The 16,868-nt window shown below is 63.7% G+C and carries 15 protein-coding genes; 7 read left to right on the top strand and 8 right to left on the bottom strand.

Annotated elements, in window-relative coordinates:
- Nucleotide 1 precedes the first annotated feature (1 nt).
- Nucleotides 2–508 (bottom strand): DUF1772 domain-containing protein, encoded by a 507-nt coding sequence (locus LFT47_RS19900; RefSeq protein WP_236813440.1) that lies wholly within the window; start codon nt 506–508, stop codon nt 2–4.
- Nucleotides 509–640: 132 nt separating this feature from the next.
- On the opposite strand from LFT47_RS19900, the gene LFT47_RS19895 reads away from it, so the two are divergent.
- Nucleotides 641–1,657, top strand: a complete 1,017-nt coding sequence (locus LFT47_RS19895) for a glycosyltransferase family 4 protein (RefSeq protein WP_236813439.1) — start codon at nt 641–643, stop codon at nt 1,655–1,657.
- Nucleotides 1,658–1,665: 8 nt separating this feature from the next.
- Here LFT47_RS19895 and LFT47_RS19890 read toward each other — a convergent pair whose 3' ends face one another.
- The 3 genes from LFT47_RS19890 to LFT47_RS19880 form a co-directional block, all read right to left on the bottom strand.
- The gene (locus LFT47_RS19890) at nt 1,666–2,283 is read right to left on the bottom strand and encodes a uracil-DNA glycosylase (protein ID WP_059388685.1); all 618 of its coding nucleotides are present in this window, start codon (nt 2,281–2,283) and stop codon (nt 1,666–1,668) included.
- Between the two features lie 140 nt (nt 2,284–2,423).
- The gene (locus tag LFT47_RS19885) at nt 2,424–2,819 is read right to left on the bottom strand and encodes an RNA-binding S4 domain-containing protein (RefSeq protein ID WP_236813437.1); all 396 of its coding nucleotides are present in this window, start codon (nt 2,817–2,819) and stop codon (nt 2,424–2,426) included.
- A gap of 54 nt (nt 2,820–2,873) precedes the next feature.
- A complete protein-coding gene (locus LFT47_RS19880; protein WP_236813434.1) occupies nt 2,874–3,908 on the bottom strand; it encodes an aldo/keto reductase in 1,035 nt (344 codons plus the stop codon).
- Between the two features lie 245 nt (nt 3,909–4,153).
- On the opposite strand from LFT47_RS19880, the gene LFT47_RS19875 reads away from it, so the two are divergent.
- Nucleotides 4,154–4,645: a flavin reductase family protein gene (locus LFT47_RS19875; RefSeq protein ID WP_236813432.1), complete on the top strand. Its 492-nt coding sequence runs from the start codon at nt 4,154–4,156 to the stop codon at nt 4,643–4,645.
- Nucleotides 4,646–4,735: 90 nt separating this feature from the next.
- Here LFT47_RS19875 and LFT47_RS19870 read toward each other — a convergent pair whose 3' ends face one another.
- Nucleotides 4,736–5,482, bottom strand: coding sequence for a hypothetical protein (locus LFT47_RS19870; RefSeq protein WP_236813431.1), 747 nt, complete (start codon nt 5,480–5,482; stop codon nt 4,736–4,738).
- A gap of 192 nt (nt 5,483–5,674) precedes the next feature.
- Between LFT47_RS19870 and LFT47_RS19865 the strand changes: the two genes are divergently transcribed.
- Nucleotides 5,675–6,079 (top strand): YchJ family protein, encoded by a 405-nt coding sequence (locus LFT47_RS19865; RefSeq protein ID WP_236813429.1) that lies wholly within the window; start codon nt 5,675–5,677, stop codon nt 6,077–6,079.
- Here LFT47_RS19865 and LFT47_RS19860 read toward each other — a convergent pair.
- Both LFT47_RS19860 and LFT47_RS19855 read right to left on the bottom strand, forming a co-directional pair.
- Nucleotides 6,076–8,028 carry an acyl-CoA dehydrogenase family protein gene (locus tag LFT47_RS19860; protein WP_236813427.1) on the bottom strand — a complete coding sequence of 651 codons (1,953 nt, stop codon included), beginning with the start codon at nt 8,026–8,028 and terminating at the stop codon, nt 6,076–6,078. The two genes, LFT47_RS19865 and LFT47_RS19860, sit on opposite strands and share 4 nt — an antisense overlap.
- Nucleotides 8,029–8,092: 64 nt before the next feature.
- The gene (locus LFT47_RS19855; RefSeq protein ID WP_236813425.1) at nt 8,093–8,395 is read right to left on the bottom strand and encodes a hypothetical protein; all 303 of its coding nucleotides are present in this window, start codon (nt 8,393–8,395) and stop codon (nt 8,093–8,095) included.
- A gap of 245 nt (nt 8,396–8,640) precedes the next feature.
- Between LFT47_RS19855 and LFT47_RS19850 the strand changes: the two genes are divergently transcribed.
- The 3 genes from LFT47_RS19850 to LFT47_RS19840 are packed head-to-tail and all read left to right on the top strand — an operon-like array spanning nt 8,641 to nt 14,607.
- Complete coding sequence (locus LFT47_RS19850) at nt 8,641–10,098, top strand: DUF3375 family protein (RefSeq protein ID WP_236813423.1); 1,458 nt, start codon at nt 8,641–8,643, stop codon at nt 10,096–10,098.
- The gene (locus tag LFT47_RS19845; protein ID WP_236813421.1) at nt 10,091–11,146 is read left to right on the top strand and encodes a DUF4194 domain-containing protein; all 1,056 of its coding nucleotides are present in this window, start codon (nt 10,091–10,093) and stop codon (nt 11,144–11,146) included. Before LFT47_RS19850 ends, LFT47_RS19845 begins: the two co-directional genes overlap by 8 nt.
- On the top strand, nt 11,143–14,607 hold the full coding sequence (locus LFT47_RS19840; protein ID WP_236813419.1) for an ATP-binding protein: 3,465 nt from the start codon (nt 11,143–11,145) through the stop codon (nt 14,605–14,607). The genes LFT47_RS19845 and LFT47_RS19840 overlap by 4 nt, the downstream gene beginning before the upstream one ends.
- A 113-nt stretch (nt 14,608–14,720) precedes the next feature.
- Here LFT47_RS19840 and LFT47_RS19835 read toward each other — a convergent pair whose 3' ends face one another.
- Complete coding sequence (locus LFT47_RS19835; RefSeq protein WP_236813417.1) at nt 14,721–15,215, bottom strand: FBP domain-containing protein; 495 nt, start codon at nt 15,213–15,215, stop codon at nt 14,721–14,723.
- A gap of 576 nt (nt 15,216–15,791) precedes the next feature.
- Here LFT47_RS19835 and LFT47_RS19830 point away from each other — a divergent pair.
- The gene (locus LFT47_RS19830) at nt 15,792–16,862 is read left to right on the top strand and encodes an ABC transporter substrate-binding protein (RefSeq protein WP_236813415.1); all 1,071 of its coding nucleotides are present in this window, start codon (nt 15,792–15,794) and stop codon (nt 16,860–16,862) included.
- Nucleotides 16,863–16,868: the final 6 nt, after the last annotated feature.

Raw genomic sequence — 16,868 nt, 5'->3', positions numbered from 1 at the left:
TCTATCCGCGGCTTCTCAGCCGGATCGTCCGGGCCTGGTGGATGGCGGCCAAGGCAACCGCGCTGGCTGTGAGCCTGAGGGCGTGGACCCTGTACCACCGCTTCAACAGCGGCTTGCGGCGCTCCTCGTCGAGCGGCTGGGGGCTGAAGAACAGCTTGGGGTTGATGGATCGCAGCAGGTACGCCGTAGCGGCAGCACCCGTGGCCGAGCTGGCGGCACCCGCTATCAACCAAGCCCTGCTGTCGGAATGCCTCCATCCGCTGATGAGGGCGGCGACGGCGGCGGGGGCATTGAGCGGCGCGATCGGCGCGTAGTAGCGCCCGGGGCTTCCCGCTCCGAAGGGGGTTCGAGGGAGTTCGCGGCTCGCTTCCGAGGCCGCGACCCGGTCCGGGATTTTGACGATGGCCTCGTAGAGGTTGCCGAAAAACCAGTGCGCGTGGGTGAACTCCGCGACCTCCAAGAGCCGACCAGCGAGCACATCCCGACCGTCTGAAGAAGTCTGTCCCATGCCCACAATCTACCGCCGATGCGCGGCGCCGGGCATGTAGTTCGCCTTCCACGCAAGCTGGACGGGCTATATGGTCAACACCATGGTCTGAGGACCTTAAGGCCAAACGAACAGCGTGATGGAGGACTACCCGTGGTCGAGATCCACATGATTTTGCCCGCAAATGTGCGCCATCGATCCGGGGGAAACATCTACAACGCGAGGCTGGCTGAAGCACTCCGCGCGGAGGGCGCAGAGGTTTCGGTCTGCACGCTCGACGGCGACTGGCCTACGGGAAATGCGGGAGACCGGAGCGGCTTTGCCGATGCACTTTCCGGAGGCGATCAGGCCATCCACATTGTCGATGGCCTGATCGCCACGGGCGCGCCTATGGAAATCGAGACAGCAACCGCTACAGGGTACCGGGTCTGGGTGTTGCTCCACATGCCCCCTTCCGGAAAGAAACCAGTGGAAACGAGCGCGCTCCGCGCCGCGACGGGTCTTCTCTGCACTGGCTCCCGTACTGCCGAAGCGGCCGGAAGATTGGGCCTGGGCAACGTGCACTTGGCGACCCCTGGTGTGGATCGCCCTTCGAAAACACGCCCGAGTCCACGAGCCACAGCCGCACAGCATTTCATCATGGTGGGCGCCCTGCTCCCCAATAAGGACCAGATCTTCTTTGTCGACGCGCTGGCCCGGATCAAGGATCTGGCGTGGACCGCGGCACTTGTGGGGTCCACAAAAGCAGACCCCTTGTACGCCGCCGCCGTGCGGGAGCGTATCCTCCGGAATGGACTTGAAAAGCGGGTGGAATCCACAGGTGAGCTTAACGGCCCGGCCTTGGAGGAGCAGTGGCTCCGTGCTGATCTCAGTCTGTTGATCTCACACTCGGAGTCTTTCGGCATGGTGGTTCAGGAGTCCCTGGCGCACGGCATACCGGCTGTGGTCCGCAAGGGAACCGGCGCCGTCGAAGCGCTCGGCGCCCATGGTGCCGGTGAAGCGATCGATCTCACCGCAGGAATCGGATCGTTGGAGAAGCTCCTGCGGAGGTGGCTTGGCGACCCTACCCTGCGGGAGGGATGGCGCGCAGCAGCCGAGGCAGCCAGCAGGGGGTTGCCGCAATGGGAAGACACCGCACGGGAGGTCCTTCGTGCCGTTACAGGCGCGTAATGGCTTAGCTAGAGGTGCTGGATCCCTGCCCGCTGCATCGCGTCCCTGTACGTTTCGATGTTCTTGGCGAGGAGTTCCTGCTGCTTCGCCTCGGACAAGGCAAATGCCCGTCCACCGAGCGCGCTCGCCTTGTAGACCTTGATCCCGTGCTGCCGGAGCGGCGAGTGGTAGGTCTTCTCGAAGAGTGCCAGGAAGGCGGCGGCCTCTGCGCCGTGGGCGACGACGGCGGAAACCCGCTTATTGATCTTGAGGAACTGGCGGAATGGGCGGAGCCCGTCGGTCTTCTCCTGTGCGCTCAGTGCCGGCGGCAGTTCCGGGTCGCGGACCCAGGGGTAGCAGTTCCACGGCATCACATAGCGGACGTCCAAGTCGGCTGAGTCATAGATCAGCTGCGCACGTCGGGCAGCGTCGTCGTCGTTGAGGTGCGATACGAAACCCGAGGTGGGAGCCCGCCCCGGGCTGGTCTGGAGGGTGACGATCCGGCACTCATCTTCGTCATGCACCGGATCGATGTAAGGCACGGTGGAACCGGGCCTTTTGGCCATCAGTTCGTCGCACAGCTGCGTCACGGCAGCAATGTTGGGCTCCTGTAGCAAAGCCCTTTTTTCGTCCCAGTCAATGGTCACGTTCTCTCCTTCGGCAGCGCGGCGTCCAGAATCGGCGTCTCTTGTCACTTTACGCGTCGCTCACGCTCCTGCAGAGCCGAGGGACAAAACTGCCCGACGCCGGGCCTTGCAGCGAGCTTCCCGTCCCGCCTCTCCGCGGGCTACTGTCCCTTCAGCTTCTGCATATCGCGCCGGTCCTTCTTGGTGGGCCGTCCTGCGCCGCGATCGCGCTGCGGCAGCCCGAGGGCGGGCGCGGCGGGACGCTCCGGAGTGTGGTCGGTAAAGCAGTGGGACGCAGCTTCGGCCCCTACCCTCTTTGCAATGAGCCTGCGGACCTCAAGGATGCGCTCGAAGCCAGGCTGCCGGACACGGATCGTGTCGCCGATAATCACGGATTGGGAGGCCTTGACCGGGTTCCCGTTGATTCGCACGTGTCCCGCCCTGCAAGCGGTCGTCGCTGCGGAACGGGTCTTGTAAGCGCGGATAGCCCAGAGCCAGGCGTCAATGCGCACATTGCCGGTTTTTGATGTTTGGGCGGAAGTCGGAAGGCTAGTCATGATTGCGAACGAGTATAGTCGGCGCGCGGCCTGGGCTGTCCTCCGCGAAGCCGATTACCGGCGTCGAAGTTCCGCGTATTCAAGGTGCGGTACGACCGTGCCTGCGTCCCGCTCCAGGAAGTTGGTGCCGGGTGCCACGATCTCGTCAATGGCATCCAGGACTGCTTCGTTGAGGACAACATCCGCGGCCTTGAGGTAGTCGACCAGATGGTCCTCCGTCCGTGGACCGATAAGCACGCTGCTGACGGCCGGATGATTCAGGGCGAAGCCGACAGCAAGCTGGATGAGGGTGAGTCCGTGCCGCTCGGCGACGCGGGCCAAGGCATCGGCTGCGAGGAGTTTGTTCCTGTTGAAAGGTGCCGAGACGTCGAAGCGCCCGGGAACGGCCGACGCGCGGGAGCTTGCGGGCTGGGCGACTCCCACGCGATAGTTCCCGGAGAGCCAGCCGCCGTCGAGCGGTCCATAGCTGAGCACGCCAAGGTTGTACTGCTGCGTGATCGCGAAGACGTCGCGCTCGTTCGCGCGGACCAGCAAGGAGTAGGGCACCTGATCCACCACCGGCGGTATGAGGTGGTTCGTGGTGGCGATCCACTGTGCCTCCACAAGCTGCGACGGCGTGAATACCGACGTTCCGTAGTAGAGGATCTTGCCCTGCCGGATGAGGTCGTTGAGGGCAGTGATGGTTTCCAGGACGTCGGTGTTGTAGTCCGGACGGTGCGCCTGGTAAAGATCGATCCTGTCCGTCTGCAAGCGGTGCAGGCTACCTTCCACGGCTTTCATGATCCAACGCCGGGAATTGCCTGCGTGCGCGGGATTCGGCCCCATTTGTCCGTGGAACTTGGTGGAAAGGAAAACGTCATCCCGCCTGCCATGGAGGGCCCGGCCCACAATAGCCTCTGCCTCGCCCTGGGAATAGATGTCAGCGGTATCGACGCTCGTGATGCCGGCGTCGAGGGCCGCATGGACAATGCGGATGCTTTCTTCGGCGCCCGTGGGCGCCGAGCCTGTCCCAAGGTTAAGGGTTCCCAGGGTAAGGGGACTGATCAGGGCGCCTGTGCGTCCCAGGGTTCGAAGCTCGCTGAGGCTCATCTCCGGCTTCCTCCGTGAAGAATCAAGGCTGTGCAATGGATTGACACGACGCTACACATGTCGTGGCCGCGGCACTCGAAAAACGTACAAATTCTTCGCTTTTCGTATTGCGGGGTAATGAAAACAACGCATGACGAATTAAGAATTGACTTGAATCGACACGCGAATACACAAATATTGCCGTTATCGGCATCCAGTGAATTAGTAGAAAGGCAGGCACGAAACTACAGAGAAAGGAACCCGCCATGACCCAGGTAACGGTGGATGGAGCCGCTTCGATCAAGCAGGCGTTCGCGCAATTTCCCTCAGGCGTGGCGGCCTTCAGTGCCATGGTCGGCTTCGTACCGGAGGCCCTGGTGGCATCGAGCTTCACAGTGGGAGTCTCGCTCGAACCACCGCTGGTCATGTTTGCGGTGCAGAACTCCTCCACCACTTGGCCCAAGCTCCGGCGCGCCCCTCGCCTGGGTGTTTCCATCTTGGCCCAGGGCCAGGAGGCCGTGTGCCTGCAGCTCTCCTCGCGGACGCAGGACCGATTCGCTGGCCTTGCGACCTCAACGAGCGACGCAGGTGCGGTGTTGATCGACGGCGCGGCGCTCGTGCTTGAGTGCGAAGTGGTCTCCGAAACGCCCGCGGGCGACCACGCGATCGTCGTCCTCGAAGTGAAGTCCGTGGAGATCAACCACGACGCTGAACCCCTTATCTACCACGGGGCAGGGTTCAGGCAACTGGCCGCCTGAGCTTCGGCGCGGCCCCAACTAGCTCGCAGTAGATGTCGTTATCGGGCGTCAAAACGACAACAAATGCGAGTCAGTTGGGCGCTGCGGACGCTATGCCCGGGGCCGGGCCCCGGAAGAGGCAGTCACGCGGCCGGAAGAGACAGCCTTGCCGCCATGGGGGTCTCCCCGGTGTTCACGGGCAGGCGCGGCAGTCCTGGGCGACTCCGCGGCGTTCCCTTCGTCGGATTCCTGGACAGAAGCTGGCGCTTCTTGCGCCCGCTCAGCCTCGCGTGCTGCGGCCCTGGCATCAGCCTCGGCGACCGCGGCAGCCCACTGGCTGTTCAGGACCGGAGGATCCTGCTTCACCGCAACCACAAAGGGATGTTCCTTGGCCTGTGTTGTGGCTACGGCGGTGGCTGTGGCTGCGATTCCGGCCTTGACCTGGGCGGGCTTAGGCCAGGCCCGAGGGTCCACGAGCGACTTCCACGGGAAGTTCCGCACAGCAGCCAACGACGCCGACCCCAGCAACCTGACGGTCCGAACGATTCCAGGACGCGGTTTCCGGGCAACGGATGGCTCCGCGCCCAACAAAGCGTCTTCCACCGTCGTCGATTCCTCGGAATCCGACGACGGGGCGGGGGCGCGCCGAGGCCGCGCGGGCAAGTGCACCACCGGCAGGACCTCGCGTTTCGGGAAGATCCCCACCATCGCGAGCAGGATGATCCAAACCAGCTTCGCGACGCCGGCCAGCACCAAGGTGACAACCATCAGGAAGGCCAAACCAAGGAACATCAGCAAAGCCAACCCGAGCGTTCCAAAAAAAGTCAGATTGAGGCCAAGTGTTGTTGGATCCTCCACGTAGCCTCCTCGAGCCAGAGTTGTGGGGTGAACGCCGCAACCGTTGGTCTGCGGGCATGTCATCTAGCCTAAGGGCGAAATGTTAATGAATCATCCGCCAAACTCCGCCTCGCCGAGGTTGTTTCGAAGCTGTTATCTGCTGTGACAGAATTTGTTGCCTAGCTCTCACCTTCTCTTCCAGATAGGGCTTCAATGCCACTCGATCCGGCCCGCCTCCGACTAGGCGCTTGCCCTTGTTTGTCAGGAGAGCAGTACACCGACTGCTGTGGACGCTTCCACCGCGGAGACACCGACGCGCCCACGGCAGAGCAGCTCATGCGTTCGCGTTACTCGGCCTTTGTGGTCCGTGACACCGATTACCTTCTGCGAACGTGGCACCCGGATACCAGGCCTGCCGCGCTGGAGCTGGACCCGGACATCGAATGGCGCCGGCTGGACATCGTGGCTACTCTCCGAGGCGGCCCCTTGGACGCCGAAGGGACGGTCGAGTTCGCGGCACACTACCGTTCCGACGGCGAACGCGGAGTCCAGCGCGAAAACAGTCGCTTCGTGCGGATCGACCGGCGCTGGTACTACCTCGACGGCGATGTCGGCTAGCGGTACTTCCGGTGCAGGCTCTCCTTCGACGACGCACCTGGGGTGGCGTCGGCAATCCAGGGACCCGTTCCTTCGGATTGGTCCAGGATTCCGGCCTCAAGCCAGGCGTAGTCGCCCGCGAGGACGTTCGATGACAACTCGTGATCGACGTCGTCGGTGTTCCGCCACAGCTGATCGAAGTATCCGTCCACGCGAATCCGGGCCTGCTCGCAGTAGGCCTCGGCAAGCTCATACGCACCCGCGCCTTGCTCAGGTGCGGTCTGCAGCAGCATCTCTGCCCTTGAGCAGCACGCCGCCATGGCAAACAACTCGGCCCCGATGTCGACGATCCTGCCGAGGAACGCTTGTTTGTATTCAAGCCTCGCCTGCCAGCGGCCCATGCCGTAGAACGTCTGGCGGGCGAGTCGGCGTGAAGCCCGCTCCACATACCTCAGCTGCTTAGCGAGGCGCCCGAACTCACTGTAGGACCGGGGGTCCATGCCGGCTCCGGCCACAAGCTTGGGTAGCCATTTGGCGTAGAAACCAGAGGCGCCGACGGCGGCACGCGCCTTCTCCTGCAGGGTTGCGTCCGCGGAGGCGAGCTCGCCCGCCGCCGAAAGGTGGGCATCGACGGCTTCGCGGGCGATGAGCAGGCGCATGATCTCCGACGAGCCTTCGAAGATCCGGTTGATGCGCATGTCCCTCAGCAATTGCTCGGCGGCCACCGCGCGCTCTCCGCGGGCTTCCAATGAATCCGCCGTCTCAAAGCCACGGCCACCTCGGATCTGGACTAACTCATCAGCTACCGTGTAGCTGAGTTCAGTGGACCAAAGCTTGGCCAGCGCGGCTTCGATCCTCACATCTTTCTGGCCGGCATCGGCCATCTCGGCAGAGAGTTCAAAAACAGCTTCGAGGGCAAAAGTGGTGGCGGCGATGAAGGCGATCTTCTTGCCGACTGCCTCATGTTTTCCGACCGGCCGGCCCCACTGGGTGCGGGCGTTGGACCATTCGCGTGCGATCTTCAACGACCACTTGCCTGCCGCCACGCACAGCCCGGGTATGGAGAGTCGGCCGGTGTTAAGAGTGGTGAGCGCGATCTTGAGTCCCTGGCCTTCGCGGCCCAGCCGGCTGGCCGCCGGTACGCGGACTTGGTGGAACCGGGTCACGCCGTTCTCGATGCCGCGCAGACCCATGAAGGCGTTGCGGTTCTCCACCGTGATGCCGGGAGAGTCCATTTCCACGACGAACGCCGTGATTCCGCCCTTTTCTACCGTTCCATCCGGGTTGGTGCGCGCAGGCACCACCGCCATGACCACTACCAATTCGGCGATCACGCCGTTGGTGGTCCAAAGTTTCACGCCGTCCAAAAGGTAAGACTCGCCGTCGTCGCTTGGCACTGCGGTGGAGCCCATCCGCGCAGGGTCGCTGCCGACGTCGGGCTCTGTCAACAGGAAGGCGGTGATGGCACCGGCCGCGCAACGCGGCAAGTACTCCTGCTTTTGTTCCGGAGTGCCGAAGACTTTGACCGGTTCCGGGACGCCGATGGACTGGTGGGCCGACAGCAGCGCGCCAAGGCTCGGGTGGACTGACCCCAGCAGTGCCAGCGCCCTGCCGTAATAGACCAGCGACAGGCCCAAACCGCCGTACTCGCGCGGAATCTTCATGCCGAACACGCCTAGTTCGGTGAGGCCGGCGAGGTATTCGTCCGGGATCTTTGCATCGCGTTCGATGGTTCGGCCGTTCATGGTGCCGCAGAACTCCGCCAGCTTCGCCATGAACTCTTCGCCGCGCTCGACGTCTTCGGCTCTCGGCTGGGGCCAGGGATGGATCAGCCCGAGATCGAAGTCTCCCAGATACAGTCCCTTGGCGAAACTCGGACGGTTCCATTCGGTGTCGCGGGCGGCCTCGGCGACGGCGCGGGCTTCTGCGGCCGTGACGCCGTTGCTCTTGTTATCAGTGGCGGAGGTCATGGGAGGACTCCTCTTGCCGGTTGTGCCGGTTCGAGCCCAGGATCCGCCTCGGGTGGGGGACCCTTCAGCTGTCCCTCAATGCTACCCGCGGGTAGGTACCTGTGCTAGGGGCGGTTTGCGCCGGGAATTCCACCGGCAGTTCCACTTTTCCGGCCTGGTGGACCAGTTGGTCCCACGCAAAATTGATGCCGTGTACCAGCCCGCCCAGCACGTTCTTCACGGTGTACCAGGCGAGGCTCCCGGCTCCGAGCAACGCAAGGGCGGCCATGGCCGCTACCGCGATGAAGGCTGCCAGAACCAGGCCAAGGATTAGTGTTCCCGCGAAGACATAGGTGCTGCTGTCTAACGTCGTCAAGTCGAACTGCATTGGGTCCCCTCCGCAACGCTGCCAAAGCCGACGTCGGAGCGTCGACGTCGTTGGTGTCGACACTAAGGGCGGCATCGGCGATTCGGCCAGCAACGACACCGGCGCCGAGGCCGTTGATACGCGATCGAAACCATACCGGCAGGTAGATCACGGAAGGGTTGCGGCGCACCCTGCGTTAACCTTGTACGGGGCAGTTTTCGGGATTTCCGCTGCCAGAAGGTTTCGCGGCAGCTGAAGGAGAGTAAGTGTCCCGTTCAGCAATGTCCTCAGCCGATGCCATCAGTGCTCGGCTCAGAGACCTCGAAGTCCTGACCAAAGGGCCCGCGTGGGCCCTCACACGCTCGGCTCCTTGGGTCATCGCGGTGCTCCAGGCATCCTTCACCCGGACAAGGCCGCAGCTTCCGCTCGAAGAGTTCCATGCCGACGTCGACGCTTTCCTTGAGCAGCTCCGTAGGCAGGATCCCGGGCTGGGCGGGCAGGGGAGTGGCAAGGCCTTTGCCGACGAATGGACCCGCAAGCAGTTCCTGACCCGACGCAGCCAGTCCGGCCAGATCGTCTACGAAATCACAGAGGCCGCCGCGCGCGTCCTGGCTTTCCTCGATAGCCTCTCCAGCGAACGCTCCACCCTCAACGGTTCCCGGCTCGGAACGCTGTTGGGCGACGTCGAAAAGCTCGCCAACGAGACGAACCCCGATCAAAGCGCCCGTCTGGAATCCCTCGAGGAGGAGATCCAGGAGCGCCAGCAGCTGATCGAGGACATAAGTTCCGGCGACTTCGACGGTCTCTTGGACGATGAGGAAGCCGTCGAAGCAGCGGGCAACATCCTGGACCTTGCGGCGAGCCTGCCTGCCGACTACAAGAAGATGCGTGACCGCATCGAAGAACTGGTAGGCGAGCTCCGCAACCAGATCATCGAAGAATCGCTCAGCAAGGGTGCCACCATGGCGCAGGTCCTGGAGGCGGACAAACGCTTGCGGCAGAGCCCCGAAGGCCGCACGTTCCGTTCCTTCACGGCGTTCCTTGAGGACCCGCAGCAACAGTTGCGCTTCCGTTCAGCGATCGGTGACGTGCTGAGCCGCCAATTCGCGGACGACCTCAGCCATGAGGACCGGGAAACCCTCAAGAACCTCGTGGCGGAACTGCGTACCCAGCACAGCCAGATCCAGCGCATCTACGGCCGGCTGTCCGAAAGCCTGAACAACTACATCCAGAGCGACGACATCCGCCAGTCCGTCCGGCTGCGGCAGGTCCTGCGAGAAGCCGAACAGGCTATCCGCTCCATGCCCTACGAACGCGACCGTTCCGGCCTGGTCCGCGGACCGGTGTTGTTCAATGCGGGATTCGAATCACTCGCCATGGTCAAGCTCTTCGACCCCGATGAGTTTGCCGCGCCTCCAAAGCTCGCCGACCCCATCGCCTTCAGCGATTCGGACCGCGTGCGTTCGCTGCGCTCCGCGAAGGCAAGGCCCGACGTCGTCCGCTCGGCAATGGCGGGCGCCTCCACATTGGCGGGGGCCTGGGCGAACCTCCCTGAGGAAGAACGGCACATCAACACTGTCCGGGCCCTCCTGTCCGAAGCGCTGCACGGCGGTGCGGCGTTCGACCGGGCAGCCTGGGAAAACATCGACTTCGAACAAATCGATGGCAGCACACGCACCGCGTACCTGCCGCTCGTGACGCTGACTAAGGATTCCGATGACTGACGCCCACCTCACCGAGCATGCCCCCTCTTCGGAGCAAGGAGTGGACATAACGCAGCATGTCCAGTCGGAGGCTTCGCAGGATGGACATGCGCATTCCGGGACCGCGGAACCTGCGGCGTCATCGGCGGCGGAGAATGGACATGTCCATCAGGATCCGTTCCGGGTCACGCCCCGCGACACGTTCGTCGACGGCGCGGCGCTGTTCCCGGCCGACACCGGCGTCTTGCCCATGAAGGTCCGCCAGGCCCTCGTGCGGCTGCTCAAGGGCCCTTATGTCGACGGCGGCCGCGACGAAAAGCTCTGGACGACCCTCCTGGACAACCAAGTGATTCTCCGCAGCCGGCTTTCCGAGCTCTTCCTGAACCTGCAACTGGACCACGAACGCAAGATCGCGGTGCTCCGACCCGTCGATCCCGAAGCCATCGGAGGAAGCGCCCGCTCGAGCATCCTTCGCCAGCAACGCGCGTTGAGCCGGGTGGAAACCATCGTGCTTCTGCGCCTGAGGCTCCTCCTCGACCGCCACGTCACGGCCCAGACCGACCCGGTGATCACTCGCGAAGAAATTGCTGAACTCGTGGCGCACTACCAGCCGTCCGGCCAACAAGACGCCCTCCGCGATACCGACGTCGTGAATCGCGCAATCACCAAACTCCTGGCCCGCCAACTCCTCCTGGCCACGGGCATCGAAGACACCTTCGCGATCTCCCGGGCGCTCCCCCTAGCCCTCCCCTTCGAAAACATCGGCGACATCCCAGCCCAAATCGAAGCACTGATCGCAGTAGCAGCCGACGAATCAGGCACCGAACCCCTCATCGAACTACCAGACGCGGACGACGACGGCGATGACTCCAACTCCAACGGCGACGCTGACTCCGACGTCGAGGACGGCGAGGATCCGGTGACCGACCGCAGCGGCGACGACGGGGACATGCGGCAGCATGCGTCTAAGCGAGGAACGAGCGAGCATGCAGAGCATGTGTCCGGTGGCGTCGCGACAGGTGACCACAGCTCCAATGGGGTTTCGTTCGAGAGTGAGGCAGCCAAATGACCATTGCAACCATGCTTCCGATCGGCGAACTCACCAACCCGGGCCAGATGCGCCTTGCCTTGGTCCAGGTGGTCAACTGGGGCACGTTCCATGGCGCCCACACGATGCACGTGGACCGCAACGGCACGCTGCTTACGGGCAATTCGGGCGTCGGCAAGTCGACGTTGTTCGATGCCATGCTCCGCGTCTTCGATGCCCGTCCGCGCTCCAACGAGGCTGCGGCGCAGCGGGCTGGCGGGGCAGTGGAGGACAAGAGGACCACGTTTACGTACATGCGTGGAAAAGTGGGCGACAAGGCCGTGGGCGACGGCTCGGCGAGTGCCTTCCAGCGCCCCGGTGCCACCTGGTCCGCCGTCGCGCTGACATTCGACAACGCGGCCGGCACCAAGATCACTATTTCGGCCCTCTTTGACCTGCCTAAAAACGGCACGGAGTCCAGCGTCGGCCGGTTCTACGTGATTGACAACAAGCCCCTGGATCTCGGAGCGATCGAGGGCATCGCGGAGAAGCGCTTCACCAAGGGCGCGCTGGAGACCATCTTCCCGGACGCCCAGATCTTCGATGTCCACAAGGCTTTTGCGGAGCGTTTCCGCCGGCTTCTTGGCATCAACTCGGACCAGGCGCTTCCGCTTTTGCGTGTGATCCAGGCCGGTAAGGGGCTTGGCGGCAGCGTCAACACATTCTTCCGGGACCAGGTGCTCGACGCGCCCGCGACACTGACTGCCGCCGACGACGTCGTCGAGGAATTCAGCAACCTTATGTCCATCAGGCAACGGCTGGAGGACGTCCGCCAGCAGCGCGATCAGCTCGCACCCGTGCCCGGGATGAACAAGGAGTATGCCCAGTCGCTGCTGGAGGCCAACCGGCTCCGGGAGCTCAGCGGCGAGGAATTCGACGCCTACAAGCAGCAGCTCTCGGTCACGGTCCATGCCAAGACCTTGGCCCGCTTCAAGGACCTTGCCCAGGCGAAAGCCAAGGAGCTCAGCGCTGAGCGAGGCGTCCGGGACGCGCTCGCCAAGGAGCTTCGCCAGCTCGAATCGGATTACAACAACCAGGGCGGTAACGCGATTTCGGCGATCGAGCAGTCGCTTGAAAATGCCCGGGTCGGCCTCAAGCTCCGGCAGCAAGTGGAGGAGGCGGCCCGCCAAGCATTGGCCGACGCCGGACTCAACCTTGAGTGGACGGCTGAGGGGTGGGAGCAGGCCCACGAGCAGGCAGCGAGCCGCTCCGCCGAACTCAAGGACGATTCCGAGGCGCTGCGGGAACTCCGCTTCGAAGCTTTCGACGGCCACGCCACCAAGAAACGCGAACTCGCCGCAGCCCAGCAGGAGCTCGTTTCGCTGAAGACGCGCAAGTCGTTGCTGCCGCCGTCGAGCATTGAAAACCGCGCCGCAATCGCGGCAGCCACGGGCGTTCCCGAGGACCGCATGCCCTTTGGAGGCGAGCTGATCGACCTCGCCGAGGGGGAGGAACAGTGGCGGCCCGCGGCCGAGCGCGCCTTGCGGAATCTCGCCACGACGTTGCTGGTTCCCGGTGAGCATTTTGCCGCCGTCACGCGCTACCTGAATGACAACACTGTCCGTGGCGCCCTTCGGGCGGTGGATGTTTCCAAGCCGCTCGCAGGCGGCGCTTTGGCTGTGGAGGACGTGTCCGACGGCGACCTGTTGACGAAGCTGGAAATCCTCACCCTGGGGGCGAACGCCGACGCCGGTGAGTGGATCCGCGAGCGGATCGCCCTCGATTTCGCCTACCCGTGCGTCGAAGACCCGGACGAGCTCGCCAAGCTGGACAAAGGACTGAGCCTGGGCGGCGTGGTCAAGCGCAACAGGCACACGGTCGAGAAGGATGATCGCTTCACGAGCCGCCAGGACTACGTTCTCGGTTTCGACAATGCTTCCAAGCTGGAGCTCGTGGCCGCGAAGGTGGGCGAGCTCGAAAACGAGCTGTTGAAGGCCGCCGAACTCGCCCAAAGCCGCGAGGATTCCCACCAAGGCATGACGCGCCAGCTTGAAGCATTGCGCCGCATCGCCGACGACGAACGTGGCTGGGAACAGGTCTCCGCAGCGGTAGCCTTGGAGGAACTCGCGAGGATCGAACAGCGGCTCAAGGATGCCTTGGCTGCGCAGGCCGATCTGGAACCTTTGCGTGCAAACATCGAGGCCGTGCGCGAAAAGCACCAGTCCTCCACAGGGTCGGCGGCGGTGTTGCAGAGCGAGTACAAGACGCTCGACCACCAGATGACCACGGCTGATGCCCTCCTGGATGCCGCGCGCAACCGCCTTGACGAGGCGCCGCCGTCGGGCACTACCGCGACTGCCCTCGAACCCTACTTCAGCGCATTCGGCGAGGTGGGCGAGCTCCACGAACTCGATACCCTCGCTGCCGAAGTCCGGAGCAAGCTCCTGGCGGAACTGCACGCTGCCGAATCGCGCGGGCAGGCGTTGGCCGAGCGGCTGACACGCATGTTCGAAGGATTCGTACGCGAATGGGGCACTGCCATTTCCGCGGACCACGGCACCTCGATCGGTGCTGCAGGGGAGTTCGAGTCCCGCTACCACCAGATCGTCAGCGAAGGGTTGCCCGCGCAGGAAGCCGAATTCCGGCAGTTCTTCAACCAGCGCACGCACGAATCGTTCAGCACCTTGCTCCACTTGCTCGACGAGGAACGCCGCGCCATCACGAGCCGTATCCTCCCCCTCAACGGCATCCTGTCCGAGGTCAATTTCCACGAGGGCAGCTTCCTGGAACTCGACATCAAACAGACGCTCCCGGCCACCGCTAAGCAGTTCAAGGACGCCATCCACAACGCGTTGAAGACGCGCCACACGCGACCGTCCCGCGCCGCTGGCGCAGTTGCGGGCGCCGGTGCCCCGACCGCGGCGGACGACGACGTCGAACTCACCAACCGCTATAAGTCGCTCGAAACGCTGGTCAAACGACTCGGTTCGCAAACCCCCGAGGACCGGCGGTGGCGAGCCGAGGTGCTGGATGTCCGCGGGCATCTCTTCATCCAGTGCAAGGAGCACCGTTCTGTCCGCGGCCCTCGGGGTGGCAAGAGGACCGAGGTGTACATGCACGCGGACACCGGCTCTATGTCCGGTGGAGAGCGGCAGCGATTCACGGCGTTCATCATGGCTGCGGCCCTGAGCTATCAGTTGGGCATCGCCGAGCAGGGTTTCACCACCTACGGAACGGTGATGATGGACGAAGCGTTCGTCCTGGCATCGGAGGAATTCGCCGGCGCAGGAATCAAGGCCCTGCACGAGTTCGGCTTCCAGTTGTTGCTGGCTGCGCCCGAAAACGTCATCGACCTCTCCCGGCACCTAGGATCGGTCACCGAAATCCTGCGCGACAAACGAACCAACCGCTCCGGCGTGCTCACTGCTCCCGTTATCGGCGGCCCGGGCGTACCCGGCGGATGGCGTTCCGAAGCCAACCCGGTGGACATCGTGCTCCGCTAGCCCCGACGCCCGCTCACTTGTGTGGCACTTTCGGCCGACGCTCGCTCACTTGACGTGAGCCGGCGTCGGCGGTTTTGCCCCCAAAGGTGAGCGAGCGTTTGCCGCCGCGGCGTCTACGTTCCTTGGACCCGGCCCAGGAACTGGGCGGTCCGGGACTGCAGTCCGGCGATTTGGCGAACGACGACGGCGGCCGGGTCCGGATTGATCTCATTCGCCGGGGGCTCCTTGCGGACGTTGGCGCAGCAGCCGAATTCGGCACAGATCAACGTCCCGACGGTATTGCCGTCGCGCCCCGATTGGCCCGCGCGCTTGGCAACCCAAAGATAGACATCGTCTTTGGAAAACACGTCACGGCACAGCTCGCAAAGTACAGAGCGCTTCTTGCCGGAGCCTCCCTCCGGCGCACGCAGCATGATGCCAGTGAGGGAGCCGCCGTTCGGGAGGACGAGATATCCCCGCATCGGCATCTTTTCGTCTCGCCAGCCAAGGAATTCGAGCTTGTCCCAGTCGAGGGAATCGAAGTCCTTCGGGAGGTTGAGTTTGGCGGCCTCCGAGCGGCTCGCATTGATGAATGAGGAACGGATTTGTTGGGCGGTTATTTTCTGCACGGCGCAGTTCTTTCAGATCGTTTGGGCTCCGAAGAGGAAGGACGCTGGCGTCTGCGATCCGAAGGCACAGCAAAGGAACTCTTCGCGTGCTTCTGTGCGGGGCGGCGGGGTTAGTTTTCCTGGCCGCCGAGCGGGATGGCCGACGCGGAGGGGGATGCCAAGTAGGCCAACACGGCCACCTCGCCAACCATGGCAGCGCCAACGTGTGCAGTGCGCATGCTCATCCTCTCGATCTTCGCCGCTTTCGCGGCCTTGGCGCGGTCCGTTGAATCAACCGGCTCTGTCATCTTTGCAAACGCCGTCCTCGGTGTCCAAAATACCGTGCGTTGAAGTCCCGCGGGCCCGACGCTCGCTCACTAGAGTTGAGCGCGCGTCGGCCGAAAGTGCCATATAGGTGAGCGAGCGTCCGCCGAGAGTGCCCGATAGGTGAGCGAGCGTCCGCCGAAAGTGCCACATAGGTGAGCGAGCGTCGGGGGCACCAGAACGGCGGATTAATTACGCGACACAAACGTTTCGTAATTATCCAAAGGGTAGGCTAGCCTTACTTAGGTTTGCATCACTTACCTAAGGAGTCCCGTGGCTTCCCGCCCCTCACGCCGTGCCCTGCTGAAGACCGCAGGTGTAGCGACCGCAGCCTTTGCCGCCGTCGCACTGTCCCTCACCGCTTGCTCGACCGGCTCAACCACCGCCAGTTCCGCGATGTCCCCGGCCTCGAGCGGCCACTTCCCGGTCACTCTCAAGAACGTCTTCGGCGAGACCACCATCAAGGCGCAACCGCAGCGCGTGGTGACTGTCTCGTGGGTCAACGACGACGTCGCCTTGGCTCTCGGCGTCGTGCCGGTCGGTGTTCCGAAGGTTGCCTGGGGCAACAACGACAAGGGCTCCACTCCCTGGAAGGACGCCGCGCTTGAGAAGTTGGGCGCCGGCTTCGGCACCGCCAAGGCCCCGGCCCAGTTCTCCGAGGCGGACGGGATCAACTTCACGGAGATCGCCAAGCTGGCACCGGACGTCATCCTTGCCGCCTACTCGGGCTTGACCGAAGCCGACTACAAGAAGCTCTCGGAAATTGCCCCGGTGGTGGCGCAGCCCGAGCTCGCGTACGGCACGCCATGGCAGGAAGCAACCACGATCATCGGCACGGCCTTGGGGAAGGACTCAGAGGCGGCAAAGCTCGTCTCGGACACCGAGGCGACGATCAAAAGCAAGGTTGACGCCTTCCCGCAGCTCGCCGGCAAGACCTTCATCTACGGCAACCTCGAGCCTGCGAAGGGCGACGGCGTCAACGTCTACACAGCCAACGACAACCGTCCGCGTTTCCTGTCCGAAATCGGCATGAAGCTTGCTCCCGTGGTGGAGAAAGCCAGCAAGGGCTCCAAGGAATTCTTCGTTCCGTGGTCCGCTGAAAAGGCCAACGAACTTTCCTCGGACGTCTTCGTGACCTGGGTGCCGGATTCCAAGACTACGGACCAGATCAAGCAGGACCCCCTGCTGGGCCAGATTCCGGCGATCAAGAAGGGCGCCCTTGTTGCCGGCTCCGACAACACCCTCACCCTGGCGATCTCCGCATCCTCGCCCCTGAGCCTGCCGTGGGCGCTGGACATGTTCCTGCCCCAGCTGGCCAAGGGCGCCGACGCGGCAGCGAAGTAGCGACAC

Source organism: Arthrobacter sp. FW306-2-2C-D06B, assembly GCF_021789175.1.
In the GTDB taxonomy this organism is placed as follows: domain Bacteria; phylum Actinomycetota; class Actinomycetes; order Actinomycetales; family Micrococcaceae; genus Arthrobacter.
This window is presented reverse-complemented; position numbering and strand designations above follow the sequence as displayed.